Origin of the sequence: Romboutsia timonensis, from assembly GCF_900106845.1 — a bacterium.
GTDB classification, from domain to species: Bacteria; Bacillota; Clostridia; order Peptostreptococcales; family Peptostreptococcaceae; genus Romboutsia; species Romboutsia timonensis.
Genome location: NZ_LT629850.1, coordinates 1,028,063 through 1,044,915, shown reverse-complemented (window position 1 = coordinate 1,044,915; position 16,853 = coordinate 1,028,063). Strand labels below are relative to the sequence as shown.

At 26.6% G+C, this 16,853-nt stretch carries 20 protein-coding genes and 1 riboswitch; of the genes, 4 read left to right on the top strand and 16 right to left on the bottom strand.

Features of this window, described 5'->3' with window-relative positions; translation table 11 throughout:
- Window positions 1–65 precede the first annotated feature (65 nt).
- The 10 genes from BN7997_RS07505 to BN7997_RS07465 all read right to left on the bottom strand — a co-directional run bounded on the left by BN7997_RS07505 (window position 66) and on the right by BN7997_RS07465 (window position 9,108).
- Window positions 66–2,207: a carbohydrate-binding domain-containing protein gene (locus BN7997_RS07505; RefSeq protein ID WP_071120208.1), complete on the bottom strand. Its 2,142-nt coding sequence runs from the start codon at window positions 2,205–2,207 to the stop codon at window positions 66–68.
- A 130-nt stretch (window positions 2,208–2,337) separates the two neighbouring features.
- Window positions 2,338–3,066, bottom strand: a complete 729-nt coding sequence (locus tag BN7997_RS07500) for an alpha/beta fold hydrolase (protein ID WP_071120207.1) — start codon at window positions 3,064–3,066, stop codon at window positions 2,338–2,340.
- 197 nt (window positions 3,067–3,263) lie between these two features.
- Window positions 3,264–3,617: a DUF3221 domain-containing protein gene (locus tag BN7997_RS07495; RefSeq protein ID WP_071120206.1), complete on the bottom strand. Its 354-nt coding sequence runs from the start codon at window positions 3,615–3,617 to the stop codon at window positions 3,264–3,266.
- Between the two features lie 128 nt (window positions 3,618–3,745).
- Window positions 3,746–3,868, bottom strand: a complete 123-nt coding sequence (locus BN7997_RS16215; RefSeq protein ID WP_278335244.1) for a hypothetical protein — start codon at window positions 3,866–3,868, stop codon at window positions 3,746–3,748.
- 104 nt (window positions 3,869–3,972) lie between these two features.
- Window positions 3,973–4,947, bottom strand: a complete 975-nt coding sequence (locus BN7997_RS07490; protein ID WP_071120205.1) for a hypothetical protein — start codon at window positions 4,945–4,947, stop codon at window positions 3,973–3,975.
- Window positions 4,948–5,297: 350 nt separating this feature from the next.
- Window positions 5,298–6,017: an ABC transporter ATP-binding protein gene (locus BN7997_RS07485; RefSeq protein ID WP_071120204.1), complete on the bottom strand. Its 720-nt coding sequence runs from the start codon at window positions 6,015–6,017 to the stop codon at window positions 5,298–5,300.
- Window positions 5,998–6,999 carry an ABC transporter substrate-binding protein gene (locus BN7997_RS07480; protein ID WP_071120203.1) on the bottom strand — a complete coding sequence of 334 codons (1,002 nt, stop codon included), beginning with the start codon at window positions 6,997–6,999 and terminating at the stop codon, window positions 5,998–6,000. The genes BN7997_RS07485 and BN7997_RS07480 overlap by 20 nt, the downstream gene beginning before the upstream one ends.
- Before the next feature lie 10 nt (window positions 7,000–7,009).
- Window positions 7,010–7,771, bottom strand: a complete 762-nt coding sequence (locus BN7997_RS07475) for an ABC transporter permease (protein WP_071120202.1) — start codon at window positions 7,769–7,771, stop codon at window positions 7,010–7,012.
- The gene (locus tag BN7997_RS07470; RefSeq protein WP_071120201.1) at window positions 7,740–8,036 is read right to left on the bottom strand and encodes an MTH1187 family thiamine-binding protein; all 297 of its coding nucleotides are present in this window, start codon (window positions 8,034–8,036) and stop codon (window positions 7,740–7,742) included. The genes BN7997_RS07475 and BN7997_RS07470 overlap by 32 nt, the downstream gene beginning before the upstream one ends.
- A 171-nt stretch (window positions 8,037–8,207) precedes the next feature.
- Window positions 8,208–8,308: riboswitch (TPP riboswitch) on the bottom strand.
- Between the two features lie 56 nt (window positions 8,309–8,364).
- Window positions 8,365–9,108, bottom strand: coding sequence for a TatD family hydrolase (locus BN7997_RS07465; protein ID WP_071120200.1), 744 nt, complete (start codon window positions 9,106–9,108; stop codon window positions 8,365–8,367).
- Between the two features lie 400 nt (window positions 9,109–9,508).
- Between BN7997_RS07465 and BN7997_RS07460 the strand changes: the two genes are divergently transcribed.
- Entirely contained in the window at window positions 9,509–10,243 is a 735-nt protein-coding gene (locus tag BN7997_RS07460) for a glycerophosphodiester phosphodiesterase (protein ID WP_071120199.1), read from the top strand.
- A gap of 325 nt (window positions 10,244–10,568) precedes the next feature.
- Here BN7997_RS07460 and hisJ read toward each other — a convergent pair whose 3' ends face one another.
- Complete coding sequence (hisJ, locus tag BN7997_RS07455; protein WP_071120198.1) at window positions 10,569–11,378, bottom strand: histidinol-phosphatase HisJ; 810 nt, start codon at window positions 11,376–11,378, stop codon at window positions 10,569–10,571.
- A gap of 398 nt (window positions 11,379–11,776) precedes the next feature.
- Here hisJ and BN7997_RS07450 point away from each other — a divergent pair, with 398 nt between their 5' ends.
- Complete coding sequence (locus BN7997_RS07450) at window positions 11,777–12,016, top strand: hypothetical protein (protein ID WP_071120197.1); 240 nt, start codon at window positions 11,777–11,779, stop codon at window positions 12,014–12,016.
- A 56-nt stretch (window positions 12,017–12,072) separates the two neighbouring features.
- Here BN7997_RS07450 and BN7997_RS07445 read toward each other — a convergent pair whose 3' ends face one another.
- The 3 genes from BN7997_RS07445 to BN7997_RS07440 all read right to left on the bottom strand — a co-directional run bounded on the left by BN7997_RS07445 (window position 12,073) and on the right by BN7997_RS07440 (window position 13,181).
- Window positions 12,073–12,303, bottom strand: a complete 231-nt coding sequence (locus tag BN7997_RS07445; protein ID WP_071120196.1) for a (Fe-S)-binding protein — start codon at window positions 12,301–12,303, stop codon at window positions 12,073–12,075.
- 164 nt (window positions 12,304–12,467) lie between these two features.
- Window positions 12,468–12,665 carry a hypothetical protein gene (locus BN7997_RS16305; protein WP_330385870.1) on the bottom strand — a complete coding sequence of 66 codons (198 nt, stop codon included), beginning with the start codon at window positions 12,663–12,665 and terminating at the stop codon, window positions 12,468–12,470.
- A 27-nt stretch (window positions 12,666–12,692) separates the two neighbouring features.
- A complete protein-coding gene (locus BN7997_RS07440) occupies window positions 12,693–13,181 on the bottom strand; it encodes a tRNA threonylcarbamoyladenosine dehydratase (protein WP_330385869.1) in 489 nt (162 codons plus the stop codon).
- Between the two features lie 300 nt (window positions 13,182–13,481).
- On the opposite strand from BN7997_RS07440, the gene BN7997_RS07435 reads away from it, so the two are divergent.
- Entirely contained in the window at window positions 13,482–14,384 is a 903-nt protein-coding gene (locus BN7997_RS07435; protein ID WP_071120195.1) for an MATE family efflux transporter, read from the top strand.
- 49 nt (window positions 14,385–14,433) lie between these two features.
- On the opposite strand, the gene BN7997_RS16300 is transcribed toward BN7997_RS07435, so the two are convergent.
- Window positions 14,434–14,631, bottom strand: a complete 198-nt coding sequence (locus BN7997_RS16300; protein ID WP_330385870.1) for a hypothetical protein — start codon at window positions 14,629–14,631, stop codon at window positions 14,434–14,436.
- 27 nt (window positions 14,632–14,658) lie between these two features.
- On the bottom strand, window positions 14,659–15,147 hold the full coding sequence (locus BN7997_RS07430) for a tRNA threonylcarbamoyladenosine dehydratase (protein WP_330385869.1): 489 nt from the start codon (window positions 15,145–15,147) through the stop codon (window positions 14,659–14,661).
- Window positions 15,148–15,447: 300 nt separating this feature from the next.
- Between BN7997_RS07430 and BN7997_RS07425 the strand changes: the two genes are divergently transcribed.
- Window positions 15,448–16,839, top strand: coding sequence for an MATE family efflux transporter (locus BN7997_RS07425; RefSeq protein WP_071120194.1), 1,392 nt, complete (start codon window positions 15,448–15,450; stop codon window positions 16,837–16,839).
- Window positions 16,840–16,853: the final 14 nt, after the last annotated feature.

Sequence of the window (16,853 nt, the reverse complement as noted above, 5' to 3'; positions counted from 1 at the left end):
TTGCTTATACGTAAAAATGCTATTGTATAAAAATTAAAACACTTTATACAATAGCATTTTTTAACTTATTGTTCAGTTATTTGACTATTTATTTGGTTATTAGTTTGACCATTGGTATTAAGTTGCATTTTATGTCCTTTACCTCCTGGTCTACCCCCTTGTCCTCCTTGACCTCTCATACTATTAGTTGATGCACCCTCTTGAGTAATATTAGTTATAGTGTTTGATGTAGTTTCACTTCCAACCTCTGTTCCTCCAGAATAATTTCCATCAGAATATAATCCGTCTTTAGCTTCTCTTTTTGCTGTTCCACCTACTGATACTGTATATTTAGTATTCTCTTTAATATCAGGTGTTGAAACTATTACTGATGAATAATTCTTTGATGGAGCGTAAGTTAATATGTTCTTCCCATCAGATGATTTAACATTAACTACAGTATTAGCTTCTTGCGATGTTAAGTTTAGATTTAATATTTTTTGAGATGATGAATCACTAGGCATTTGTGCCATACCCGAACTTCCAGCAGCTACTAGTATACCTCCACTTATATCAAATGTTCCATCATAATCTAAACTTCCGTTACCATCATTAGTTGGACCATTTACTAGTACAGTACCTCCTGCCATCTTTATGTTTCCATTGGCATCTATTCCATCACCACTAGCATCTACATATACATATCCACCAGTAATATTTATTAAACCATTTCCTGATGAACTAAATTTATCATTTCCTGCCATACCTGTTTCTGTTGATATATCATTTCCACCTGCTGCATTTATTCCATCATCACTTGCTACAAGATGTATACTTCCATCATTTATATTTATAGTTGTACTTTCTATACCTTCATAAGATTTAGATATATTTATAGTTCCTCCATTAATGTCTAATTGAGTATCTGAATGTATACCGTCATCTCCAGAAGCTATTTCAAAAGTACCACCATTTATAATTGCATTGGCATTTGAGTGAATTGAATCATCTTCTGAATCTATATTAAAAGTTCCTCCGTCAATTATTATATTAGTTGTTGCTTTTAAAGCTTTCATACTAGTACTTTCATCTGTTGATGTATTAGTGCTAGTATTTGTATTTGAGTTTGTATCCTGATTATTTGATGGCTGTTTCATATCTTGTGGCATCTCTGGTCTTTCACCCTGTGTTTGTCCATCTGGTAGTTGTGGTGGTTGTCCACCTTGAGTTTGTCCATCAGGTAATGCTGGCGCTTCTCCTTGTGTTTGACCTTCTGGCATAGTTGGTCGTTCACCTTTGTTCATTCCATCTGGCATTGTTGGCTTTTCACCTTTTGTCATGCCATCAGGTCTTTGACCTAAAGATTGATTTGCCTTAGTGCTATTTTCACTTCCTCCACCTGTTTTTATTGTTATATAGCCATCGGCTACAAGTAATTCTGTTTCAGCTTGTATTCCATCTTGCTCTGAATTTATATTTATTTTTCCGCCTTCAATATATATATAACCTTTACTATCATCTGTTGTATTATCAGCTTTCATTCCATCGCCTTTTGAATTTATTGTTATATTTCCATCAGTTACATTTATACAATCTTTACCTTTTATACCATTATTTTTAGCATTTACAATTATATTACCACTTTGAATCTTTAAATCATCATTACTTGCTATACCATTGTTATAATTTGCATTTACTGTTAGTTTACCACTACCTATTATAGTCATATCATCTTTACTAAATATTGCTGCATTTGGATCATTACTTGATTCATCTTCAAAAACATAAGTTTCTCCATCAGTTATATTATTTTCAGTTCCTTCTGCTAAAGATATTATTGCTTTTTTAGCATTTTTTACATATATAGGAGCACTATTAGAACAGTTAATATCTGCTCCGTTTAAGATAAGGTATACCTTATCCTCTTTTCCTGCATCTACTATTATCTGCCCATCTTCAACTTTTCCACTTACACTATAAGTTCCTGCTTTTGTAATAGTTACTTTATTATTTGAAACTTCTGCCCCTTGACCTTCAATAGTTGTTTCAGTTCCTAGCTTTATATATGTATCTGGATCTGAAACACTTTCATTTTCTAAAGATTCTATGTTAATACTAGTTTTATTTGTATTACTTTGTAATTTTGTATTATCTTCATTTTTTGAACAAGCTGTTACTGTAACACATAGTGATAATGCTGACAGCATGGCTACTAGCTTCTTATTCATAAAAAACCTCCTTAAGTTTTATTCTTCTTAATGATGATATCGTATCATTATTACCTTAAATAAAACTTAAAGAGTACTAAACTTTATACTGTAATTGATTATAGACCTTTAAATTTATTAAAACTTTTATCTAATCTATAGATATTAAAAATTCCTCAACTGATCTTGCTAATTGTTCAAACTCTTCACTTTGTATATTATGACCTACATTATCAAACCTTTTAATAAGTATACTTTGACTACTTAGATTATTTATATAATCTACTATATCTTCATTGCTTAATAAACTATTTTCTAACTTACCTTTTAATATAAGAGATGGACAAGTAATTTTTTTCAAGTCCTCTCTAAAATCAACTTGCTCTGATTCCTCTTCTATCTTTTTTAATACTTCATCACTTATAGAAACAGAATCACAGTGGCAATTATAAATTTCTATAGATTCTTCTGCCCATCCTCTAGACATCTCCTTATGCTGTGGTGGATATTCACTTATTATAATTCCTTTAAGTGTATCTGGATTTAAGACTGAATAACCTAATTCATAAGATACTCCTCTTGATATACCTAAAATACAAAACTCTTTTAAATCCAATTGTTTTATTACTACCTTTATATCTTCTATATGATTTTCTAATGCATATCCAGTATTTGGAGAGTCACTTATCCCCCTTCCTCTAAAAGATAATGCTACACACCTTCTATCAGTTATTTTATTTATAAGTTTTATATAATCCTTTGCACATTCGGATAATCCTGGGCATATTAATAGCGGTGTTTTCTTTGAATCTTTTACTCCATTATCTATGTAGTATATATTTACTCCTTTGTTATTAGCAAAACCCTCGATATATTCCATTACCCACACTCCCTTAAAATCTTATACATTTAATAAGTTATCTTGTTTTTATATTATTTATTACTAATACATAATATGTTTAACTAATTACTATTAATTATAATTTTATGATTTTATTTTATTATGATTTTTATAGGTGTTATATTTTCAAATTTATGTAAACGTAAAAAAGCCCTATTTAGGACTTTTTAGAATTTCTATTCATTAATGACTTTAATAACCTTAGCTGTTCCTTGTACTGGATCACTTTCCATAACACCTTTGTTAAATATAACTTCTACTGTCATTCCTAGTTCTAAGTCATTTATATTATAAAGTTTATCATTAGTTTTATTTTGAATTACAGTGTCTTTATTTATATTTAATATTGCCTTTGAATATTTAGTGTCCTCATCTTTTTTTCCTTCTACATTTATAGTTGAACCTTCATTATCTATGTATATAGAGGTTATATCTCCTCTTATACCTATCATCTCTTCTGCTGAATTTGTTGAAGTACATCCTGCTATTAGTACAACCATAATAGCTAATATTGCAAAAACTTTTTTCATATAATTTCCTCCTTAGTTTATATACTTTATTTTATTTTTTATATTTTAAATTTAATTATACTAACAAACTAAAGAATCACTATGAATAATATCATAGTGATTCTTATAAAATAGTTTCTAATAATCTTTTATTTAGATGAATCCTCATTTTGCTTATTAACTATTAATGAAAAAGGTAATATTCCTGTTACTAAAATAACGAAAGCTTTTTTTACAAATTCACTTTTAGGTGATGGTATTTTTACTTTCATATTTTGTATCTCCTATATATTTTTTATATACGCTTTCTTTATATAATTCATATCTAATTATGTTAATATATATGTTATTTAAATATGTCCTATACATAAGTTACTTATAGATTGTTTTTATTTTCTAAGCACTTTTCAGGATTAATATATATAAGTTCCCATTTTCCATCTTTATTTTTTTTATAATCTGCTATTTTTATATCTACGCCATTAGTTAATTGGTAAAAAAGCACATAGTACTCATTTTTATCTTTATCTTTAAAATATGCTTTTCTTTCATAACCATCATCTTTTACAGTAACTTCTCCATCTACTAATGAGCACCATCCACCATATTCAATTTCAACAAGAGATTTTGCATCCCATGACCATCCATGATATGGAGCACATAAATAATTTTCGGGTGCATACATCATATCTTTTATTTTATATACTCTATCTTCTTTTTCCAAATAAATATATCCATAATAATATGCAAATACACCTTTTGGTTTATCTGTTCCTTCTATAACTTCTAACTCTACAAAATACTTTATGTCATTAGGTCTATTTTTATCTGGTGGAACTTCATTTAACTTAATCAAGTTTATATGCAATTGATTTTCAAAAGACTTAAAGTATTCTTTATACGATACCTTCTCTTTATATGATTTAGATAAAAAATTATAAGCTAAAGGATATGGTCCTTTAGTATCACCTAATGAGCCACATCCTGTTTGTGTATTATCCATAGGATTTGCAGCTTCTCTTAGTATACTAAAATAATTTATTATAGTATCTTTAGGAGTTTTTAATAATTCTTTGTTAAGCTTAATATCAGATGGATTTTTACCATAATCATCAATACTTATTAAATTTCTTTTAGTATTTAATATAGACATATTTGATGGTCTAAAAAATCTTTCTAAACTATATACATCATCTTCATTATCTACCTTAATATCTTCCTCTATCTTAGGTTCTTCTAAACAACGTCCTCCTAATATAAGATTATCTAGTTTATTTTCCTGTGAATTTATTACTAATGTGCTACTTATTAATATTATTGTTAAAAAACTTGTTAGTCTTCTTTTAAACATAATATACCTCTTTTATATTTTTTTATTAGTAATATGTTTAACAACTTTGCCTATAATATGCTAACTTTAACATTTTATTAATTTAAGATATACTAATTTATCTAATTAATAGTTTATTACTAGTAAGTATTTAGCTATTAGCTCCACAACTTAATAGTTACTTATTAAATATACATGATCTAAGTAAAAATATTAATCATATATATTTTTACCTTTCAAACGTTGTATAATTTTATTATTGTAAACTTACCAATATATTAAATAAATATTTATTTTATATAACAAAATAGGGATGTTTAAAATACTTAAATAAGTACTTTAAACATCCCTATCATTTAATTTACACTAGATTACAATAAACTTATTATATCCTTTTTTAATTTTATATAATCACTGCTTCCAAATTCATATTTATGTTTATCTTCTAAAATAAACTCAGCCTTTATACTAGATGGCTTTTGTGATATTAAGTATATTCTATCAGATAAAGTTATAGCTTCTTCTATATCATGCGTTATAAGAATTATAGTTGAATTAAACTTTTCTCTAACATTAAGTAGCCATTTTTGCATGTTAGTTTTTGTTATAGAATCAAGTGCTCCAAAAGGTTCATCAAGTAACATTAAGTCATTGCTATTTATAAATGTTCTTAAAAAATTAGCCCTTTGCTTCATACCACCTGAAAGTTCACTTGGATATTTATCTTCATAACCTTCAAGCCCAAATTCTTTAAAATATGGTCTAACAATTTCTTGTGCATTTTTCTTATTTTCTTTATTTAATATTAAAGGTAAACTTACATTATCTATAATAGTTTTGTATGGTAATAATAAATCTTTTTGTTGCATATAACTTATTTTACCATCTATATAAACATTGCCATTATCCTTTTGAGTAAGATTTGTGATTATGTTAAATATAGTACTTTTACCACTTCCACTTGGGCCTAATATTGTTACTAATTCCCCTTCATTTACTTTTATATTTATATCTTCTAAAACTAACGTATTATTATAACTTTTACTAACATTACTTAAAATTAATTTTTCTTTATTGTGGTAAGAATTCATTTGTATATGCATCACTTGCTTTTAAATCCTTTTCTATTAAATTATATTCCTTTAAGAATTGTGTATAATTGTTCCATACACTATCCTTCATTTCTCCCCAATATTTAGCATCAGATATATATTCTTTAGCTAAGTATTTTTGACTTTCTATTGCTAAATTTTCATCTATTTCTGGTGCGTGTTTAACTAATATCTTTGCTGCTTCTTCTGGATTTTCAACAGCATAATTATATCCTTTAGATGTTGCATTTAAAAACTTCTTAGCTAACTCTGGATTTTCATTTAATAACTTTTCATTAGATATTATAACTGGAGTATAATAATCTAACCTTTTATCTAAATCTCTAAGTTGTATATAGTTTAAGTCTACTCCCCTTTGTTTAGCTTCTATTCCTGTCCATCCTTCAAATATCCACATCATATCTACATTTTTATTCACTGCTGTAAAGAAATCATCTTCTCCAACATCTAATACTTTTAATTTTGAAAAGTCTTTATTTTCCTTTTTCATAACTGCATCAAGTATAGCATCCTCTGATGGTGATCCCCAACCACCGTAAGTTTTTCCTTCAAAATCTTTAGGTGAAGTTATATTTTTAGATTTAGGTGATGCAAAACCTGAAGTATTATGTTGTATTACTGTTGCTACTGCTTTTATTGGAAGTGGATCTTCACTTGTTTTAGCGTATGTAACCTCTTCTTGATAACTAATACCAAAATCAGCTTTTCCTGTTGCAACTAGTGTTGCAGCCCCTCCTTCTGAAGGCTGTACTATTTTTACATTTAATCCTTCATCTTTAAAATATCCATTTTCAAGTGCAACATATAATCCTGTATGGTTAGTATTTGGTGTCCAATCTAGCACCATAGTTACATCTTGTAAACCTTCACTACTTTTATCCTCTTTTTTAGAACATCCTGAAAGTATACTTAAACTAAGTGTACTTATTAACCCTAATGATACAATTTTTTTTAATTTCATCTCATTCTCCTTATTTATGTTTTATAATTATTTTTTTAGCTATGTTAACAAGTCCTACAAATATTAAGCTAAGTACAACGACTATTATAGTAGATGCAAATACCTTATCTAGTGCATATGCACTTTTTGCTCTTACCATATATACCCCTAGTCCCTTAGTTCCTCCTAACCACTCTGCAACTGTTGCTGCAACTACCATATATGTAACTGATATTTTAATCCCCGAAAATAGTTTATCAATTGACATTGGTAATTTTAAGTGTATAAAAGTTTGTAGTTTGCTACTTTTCATAGTTTTAAATAAGTTTAAATAATCTTTATCTATATTTTCTAATCCATCCACAAAACTTATAAGTATTGGGAAAAAGCAAGTTAATGCAACCATTAAAATTTTAGGTAATGCTTCAAAACCAAACCAAATAATTAAAAGTGGTGCTATAGTTATTGTTGGTATAGTTTGAGAAACAACTAATATAGGATATAAGCACTTTCTTATTACACTTACAAAATCCATGATAATTCCTAATGTAAGTGCAACTAATAAAGCTAATATAAATCCTAAAATAGTTTCATACAACGTTACCAATGTATTATCAAATAAGTTTTGATAATCAGTTATAAATACTTTTATTATATCTATTGGTGTTGGAAGTATATATTGTGGAATATCTTTAATTTCAACAACAGCCTGCCAAACTATTATTATAGCTAGAAAAGTTAATATTGGATAAAGAGAGTCTTTAAACTTGTCTGTGATTTTTAAGTTTGTCATTTATTGTTAACCCTCCGAACTTTTCGTCTATCCTAACAGTTGTTATAACTCTTTCACATCCCAGTTCAAAAGGTAGTTTATGTGCTTTTTTTATTATTTCAAATACCTCATCAAATTCCCCTTCTACTGTTGTACTCATAGCACCTATTTCATAATTTAATCCACTATTTTGTATTATTTCTATACATGCATCTACTACTTTATACATTTCCTCTTCACCTTTGTAAGGTCTTAATGGTGCTACTGCAATATCTGCTATTATCATATTTTTCCTCCTATCTTTTTTATTTTTATATAAATAAGAATATATCTTATTTTAGACTCAGTGTATTATTTTATTAGCTTTATAATAAATAAAGGAGCTTGTCTCTAAATAGAATTCTGAAAATTCTAAAATATAGAGATAGCTCCTTTATTATAATTATATATAAATTAACAATATAATTAATAATTTCCCTACGTTGGCATTATCCAAATCAGGTTAAGGGTCGAGATATATTATCTCCTCTCAGCAAGCTAGCTCCCCTGCATATTATGTTTTATACTATGATTGTATCAGATATTTTTTTAATATCAACTAATTTTTTACAAATTTATTTATTTTTCATAATATTTGTCATAATAGTTTGAGAATTTAATTTAAATTCTTCAATATCTAATTTATTTATTGTACATATATTTTCATATACATTTTTTATTTCATCAGGCATGCCGTAAACCCCATTTACCCACTGAAGAGCTGTTGGACCATCAGTTTCTGCAAGTAATTTATTTACTGGTATTTCTTTTATTATATCTTTAGAGTGCTTTATATATCCTAAATCAACACTTGCTGTAAAATAGCATTTTGCATCTATTAATTTTTTTAGTGTATCTTTATCCCCAGAGTACCAATGTATTATAGTTTGAGGTGATACATTATATTTTTTAAGTAAGTTTAGGATTAATTCTTCACAGCCTTTAGTATGTACATTTATATATTTATTATATTTTTTTGCACACTGTAAGAAGTATTCAAATACTTTTATTTGATACGGATATGTATATTTTTCTTCTACCCAATGAAAATCTAGTCCTATTTCTCCTATTAATGGAGTATTTTTTATATAGTCTTCAAACTTATCTAATTCTATATTATTTTTTACTCTCCATGGATGTATACCAAATATAGGCACTATATAATCACTTTTTTTAGAAATTTCTATGTTATTTAAATAACTTTCTTCATCCATTGAACATGCTATTGTCATTATCTTATTTAAATTTATACAATTTATTACACTATCTATTTCCTCATCTTTATAAAAGTCTATATGATTATGAAAGTCTATATACATCTTTACCTCGCTTATTATAATTAAACTATATTCTATTATAACATATTAAAATATTTATTTTATATTTACATCCTAACAAATTAATAGCTCTTATTTAACTATTAATACATATAATTACTAAATAACTTGGTATAAAATTTAAAATTTACCATTAAGAAGATATTCTAATAAAATAGAAAGTATTTTAACCTAACATATAGTAACTTTAACTTTTTTTTAATATAAACCCATACGTAGCGAAACAGTACATATGGTTCTATATACTTTATATAAAAGATTAAAGTAGTGTATCTTACTTTTAGAAAATACATTTACAATAATTATATACTATCACTATATATTTTATTATATAATATAATGAATACTTGAAGAGAGCTATTAAATTGAGGAGGTATAATTAATGAAAGTTTTTGCCCATAGAGGTGCTAGTGGTGACTATCCAGAAAACACTATTTTAGCTTTTGATAAAGCTTTAGCTCTTGATGTTTATGGTATTGAACTTGATGTTCACAAATCAAAAGATGGACATTTAGTCGTAATCCACGACGAAGATATTCAAAGAACATTTAAAGGGAAAGGTCTTGTAATGGACTATACTTTATCTGAGCTTAAAAAGTTTAATTGTAGAAAATTTGAGTTTATCGAAAATTTAAACTGTAAAATTCCTACACTAAGAGAAGTATTTGAACTTATAAAAAATACAGATATAATATTAAATATAGAAGCTAAAACAGATTTAATCCACTATGATTTAGAACAAGATGTAATTGATTTAATCAAAGAATATAACTTTGAAGAAAAAGTCTTAATATCAAGCTTTAATCACAAGTGTATAAAGATATTTAAAGAATTAAATAATAACTTAAAATACGGTGCTCTTTATGACCATGAAAAAGACTATGCACCTGAAGCTAATGTTGTTGAACATGCTAAGAAATTAGGTGTTTATAGTATAAATATTTCTAGAGATTTAGTTACTAAAGAAATAGTAGACCTTGCACATGAAAATGGACTAAAAGTATTTGTATACACTGTAAATACACCTATAATAATGAGAAAAATGATTAACTATAATGTAGATGGTGTATTTTCAGATTACCCTGAGCTAATGAATGAAATCATAAAAGAATATTAATTGAGTTTTGTTAAGATTCATTTATTTTTGTGAGCTGTAAGTTATTATAGTAAGTAAATCTATAAATTACCACTTAATATATTAAAATTTGTATTATTATCTACAGTATACTTTGATATATAAGAAAAACTAAATATAAAATAAAGGAGTTATCTTAAAAAAAACTCCTTTATTTTATATCATTTATATATCTTCTATACCTAATAGTTGCCAGCTTTATCTTCATCGATTGTAATTGAATCACCAATTTAACAATTTAGCATACTTACCTTTAGTTATTTTATAATTTAAGTTTTAACATAAACATATAGGTGCATAGCCATAATTAAAATTGCAGTTCTTCCATTAATCTGTTATATTCTTTCATTTTATACCCAACAGTATCATGTGTGTGAGAGTCTGAACCTAAAATAGTTTTAACATTATAATCTCTAACAAGTTTTAATAAATAACCATCAATATAAGCCTCATTGCAATATGGCTTTCTATATCCCGATACATTAAAATCTAATTCATAATCTTTAGATTTCACAATCCTTACTATCTCTTCTAACTTTTCATTACCACTATAGTCATATGGATAAATTTTATTATACTTTCTAACTAAATTTAAATGGCCTATTCTTCTTGGCTTATATCTTCCTAAGTCACTATTTACAGCCATTTTAACAGTATCATAGTATTTATAGTAAACGTTTTCTATTGAGCCTAATAAATCAACTAACTCGCCAAACTTTTCTGGACTATAGTCTATTAAATGATATTCATCATTTATTTTTATCATATGCACAGATAATATAGAATCATCTATATATTCACCATACTTATCCAACATTTCTTTTATCTCTTTTTCATATCCTTCTATGTAGTCAACTTCAACACCTATATTTATCTTAATACTATGCTTATATTTTTCCTTAAGCTCTTTTAATTCATTAAAATAAGCTAATAAATGATCTTCACTCATTGCACTATTATTTTCTGGTGAAGGATCCTTGAAATTTTTAGGAAGAGGAAAATGTTCGGTAAAAGTCATTACCATAACTCCAACTTCTATTGCTTTTTTTATATACTGTTCAAATCTGTCACTACTTCCATGCGGACAATAAGGTGAATGGATATGTCCATCTCTCATAAAATACCCCCTATACTGCTAAGACTGATTTTTTGACCTTAGCAATTTGATTTAAATTATCCTATCTTTTTTAGGCACTTCTAGCATCAATTCTTTACCAATTTGAGCATTATTCTCTTTATTTAATAAATCTGCTAGTATTTTATATTTGTAACTCTCCACTCTTAATTATATTACCTATCATGTACTATTATGTTATTATAGCATTTATTTTTTGTTTATTGAAATTTAAGATATTAAATATACATTAAATTTCAATATAAAATGTTAAATTATGTATTTATTTTATATACTTCCATATAATAAATTGTGAAAACATATATATAAGAACAATTTATGTGATTTCTAAAAAATTATACCTCTTAGGAAGTATTATCTTAATAAAAGGAGTAAAATATATGGAAAATAGTAACAAATACCAATTAACTTGCGCTCATTGTGGTGAATTTATTTCTATTAATAATATACCAACTAACGAAAATATTGTAAACGATTCTTCAGTTGGAGAAATTAAAATTAGTAATGTATATACTGGTTATGGTACAACTGGTTGCTATAATTCTATGGATATTGAGTTAACTTGTCCTCGTTGTCATTATACATTTAAAGCTACTGTAAGTAAAAATTCTAATCTATAAAGAAATAGTGAGTATATAAAATTTACTCACTATTTTTTCATTAATTTTTATATCTCCTAAAATATTTTTACATAACTTTTAACTTTTTTAAAATTATATTCATTTCCTTTTTCTTTAAGATGTACACATCTATTTATATTAACTTCATCTTTTACTAGCATTGTAGCAAAAGACAAGCAGCTTTGATATCCACACTTTTTACAATCTAACTTAGGTAAATATTTATAAATTTCTATTGGATCTACCTCGTTATTTTCATATAAATCCTTTTTGTTCTCTAAAAACATATTACAGTCCCCCATTATCCACAATTAAACTCTCTTCTCTTAAATTATATCATATTCACAGGTACTATTTAATTGAAAAATTCATTTTCATTAAGTAACCTGTCCACCATGGTAAATCTACATTTTATTTCATTATAGAACCTATTTTATCTATAAAGTTTATTCTATAGATTTATATTTAATATATCTTTTACTATTTCAGCTGCAATAGTAAGTCCTCCAGAGGATGATATAAATGATATGCTTCCCGGGAGTATTCTATGTCCATTAGTTATTTTTTCTTTAACTTCTAATGGATGCTCAGTTGAAAATACTACTTTTAAATGTTCTATATTTCTATCTCTTAATTCTTTTCTAATCACTTTTGCTAGTGGGCATGTATGAGTTTTTTATATATCGCTTACTTCTATTTTTGTAGGATCCAATTTGTTTCCCATTCCCATAGAGCTTATTATTGGTATATTTCTTTTTATACATTCTTGTACTAAATGTATTTTTGATGAGACCATATCTATTGCATCAGCTACATAGTCATATTTATTATTAAATATTTCATCACTAGTTTCATGATTAAATGTTGCTTTTATTGCATTTATATTTAAGTTATTATTTATATCTAATAATCTTTCTTTTACTACTTCTACTTTATCTTTTCCTAAAGTAGAAGTAAGTCCTGGTAATTGTCTGTTTATATCTGTTACTTCTACTTTTGCATAATCTACTATGGTTATATTTCCTACACCTGCTCTTACTAATGCTTCTGCAAAAAAGCTACCTACACCACCAACTCCAATAACTAATACATGAGAATTTTGAAGTTTCTTAATTCCATCTTCTCCAAGTATTAAAGCTGTTCTTGTTGTAAATTTATTTTCCATATGTAATCTCCTTTTTATTTATATATAACTTATTATTTACAGAACATTTTTACTATATTACATTTATAAAGTTAACTTTTATAATTGAACTTTTGAATAATTACAATATTTATTATTGACTTATTTAATTATTAATAATATAATGTTATAGATTTTATAAAAAATAATTATCATAAATTATAATTTAAACTAAATATTCCTGTATAAGCTTATCTTATACAAGTGTTGAACACCCACTTAAAAAACCTACAAGTGGGTGTTTTTTATTATAATTTAAATTTTTTCTTAAGGAGGTACTAAATGATAACTAACACATTATCAAACTACAAAAAAGACAAGGATTTTTACAGGCGATTATTTATAATAGCTCTGCCAATAGTAATCCAAAACCTAATAACATCATCACTTAACATGCTTGATACCATGATGATAGGTAAAGTTGGAGAATTAGAACTTGCATCAGTAGGTATAGCAAACCAATATTATTTCTTATATTCACTTCTTGCCAATTCTATACCAATAGGTTCTGGAGTTTTAATAGCTCAACTATGGGGTAAGAAGGATACCCTTAATATAAAAAGGACTTTATCTAGATCATTATTTTATAATATAATTTTAACTCTTGGATTTATGATTTTAGGACTTTCACTACCAGGCAAAATAATGTCAATATTTAGTAATGACCCTGCTGTTATTAATATCGGTATTGATTATTTAAAAATAGTTGTAATCAGTTATTTATTTACTTCAATTACATTTACTTTTGCTTCTGGTCTTAGAAGTATAGGTAATACTAAACTTCCTATGTGGGGAAGCTTTATCGGACTTATAGTTAATGGAGTTTTAAATGCTATATTAATATTTGGTTTATTTGGTGCTCCTAAGATGGGCATAAAAGGTGCAGCTCTTGCTACTTTAATAGCTAGAATAGTTGAATTTATAATAGTTGTTGGTGCAGTTTATCTTAAAGTTGATGTATTAAAACTAAGATTTAAAGATATGTTAGAATTATCTAAATCATTATCTGAAACACTTAATAAAGTTACTTTACCTATATTTTTAAATGAGTCTTGCTGGGCATTTGGTAATATAACTTACACTGCAATATATGCAAGCATAGGTACTAGTGCTGCTGCATCTATTCAAATATGTTCTACTATAATGAATTTATTTATGATAGTNGTAACCTGTCCACCATGGTAAATCTACATTTTATTTCATTATAGAACCTATTTTATCTATAAAGTTTATTCTATAGATTTATATTTAATATATCTTTTACTATTTCAGCTGCAATAGTAAGTCCTCCAGAGGATGATATAAATGATATGCTTCCCGGGAGTATTCTATGTCCATTAGTTATTTTTTCTTTAACTTCTAATGGATGCTCAGTTGAAAATACTACTTTTAAATGTTCTATATTTCTATCTCTTAATTCTTTTCTAATCACTTTTGCTAGTGGGCATGTATGAGTTTTTTATATATCGCTTACTTCTATTTTTGTAGGATCCAATTTGTTTCCCATTCCCATAGAGCTTATTATTGGTATATTTCTTTTTATACATTCTTGTACTAAATGTATTTTTGATGAGACCATATCTATTGCATCAGCTACATAGTCATATTTATTATTAAATATTTCATCACTAGTTTCATGATTAAATGTTGCTTTTATTGCATTTATATTTAAGTTATTATTTATATCTAATAATCTTTCTTTTACTACTTCTACTTTATCTTTTCCTAAAGTAGAAGTAAGTCCTGGTAATTGTCTGTTTATATCTGTTACTTCTACTTTTGCATAATCTACTATGGTTATATTTCCTACACCTGCTCTTACTAATGCTTCTGCAAAAAAGCTACCTACACCACCAACTCCAATAACTAATACATGAGAATTTTGAAGTTTCTTAATTCCATCTTCTCCAAGTATTAAAGCTGTTCTTGTTGTAAATTTATTTTCCATATGTAATCTCCTTTTTATTTATATATAACTTATTATTTACAGAACATTTTTACTATATTACATTTATAAAGTTAACTTTTATAATTGAACTTTTGAATAATTACAATATTTATTATTGACTTATTTAATTATTAATAATATAATGTTATAGATTTTATAAAAAATAATTATCATAAATTATAATTTAAACTAAATATTCCTGTATAAGCTTATCTTATACAAGTGTTGAACACCCACTTAAAAAACCTACAAGTGGGTGTTTTTTATTATAATTTAAATTTTTTCTTAAGGAGGTACTAAATGATAACTAACACATTATCAAACTACAAAAAAGACAAGGATTTTTACAGGCGATTATTTATAATAGCTCTGCCAATAGTAATCCAAAACCTAATAACATCATCACTTAACATGCTTGATACCATGATGATAGGTAAAGTTGGAGAATTAGAACTTGCATCAGTAGGTATAGCAAACCAATATTATTTCTTATATTCACTTCTTGCCAATTCTATACCAATAGGTTCTGGAGTTTTAATAGCTCAACTATGGGGTAAGAAGGATACCCTTAATATAAAAAGGACTTTATCTAGATCATTATTTTATAATATAATTTTAACTCTTGGATTTATGATTTTAGGACTTTCACTACCAGGCAAAATAATGTCAATATTTAGTAATGACCCTGCTGTTATTAATATCGGTATTGATTATTTAAAAATAGTTGTAATCAGTTATTTATTTACTTCAATTACATTTACTTTTGCTTCTGGTCTTAGAAGTATAGGTAATACTAAACTTCCTATGTGGGGAAGCTTTATCGGACTTATAGTTAATGGAGTTTTAAATGCTATATTAATATTTGGTTTATTTGGTGCTCCTAAGATGGGCATAAAAGGTGCAGCTCTTGCTACTTTAATAGCTAGAATAGTTGAATTTATAATAGTTGTTGGTGCAGTTTATCTTAAAGTTGATGTATTAAAACTAAGATTTAAAGATATGTTAGAATTATCTAAATCATTATCTGAAACACTTAATAAAGTTACTTTACCTATATTTTTAAATGAGTCTTGCTGGGCATTTGGTAATATAACTTACACTGCAATATATGCAAGCATAGGTACTAGTGCTGCTGCATCTATTCAAATATGTTCTACTATAATGAATTTATTTATGATAGTTGCGTTTGGTCTTGCTAATGCTGGTGTTGTTATAATAGGTAATGAAATAGGTGCAAATAGAGAGGATGAGGCAATCTCAGCTTCTAAAAAGATATCATCACTATCGGTCAAAATTTCTATAGTACTTGCTATAGTACTTGCACTTTTAGCTAAGCCTATAGTTTCATTCTTTAATGTATCAGCTGAAGTTAAAATGGCAGCACAGTATATCTTATATATTTATGCACTTGTTATGGTGTTTAAAGTTTATAATGCTGTTATGATAGTTGGTATATTAAGAGGTGGTGGAGATACTACTTATGGTTCTATATTACAAGGACTTACTTTATGGTTAATAGGTATACCACTAGCTGCTTTTGCTACTTTTGTTCTTAAGTTACCTGTATATTTTGTAGTTATGTTCGCTACAGTTGAAGAAATTATAAAACTTTTACTTATGATGAGAAGATTTAAATCATTTAAATGGATTAAGAATATGGTTAATGATGAACAAAATGAAGTTTTAGCTTAATTTAACACTGTCGG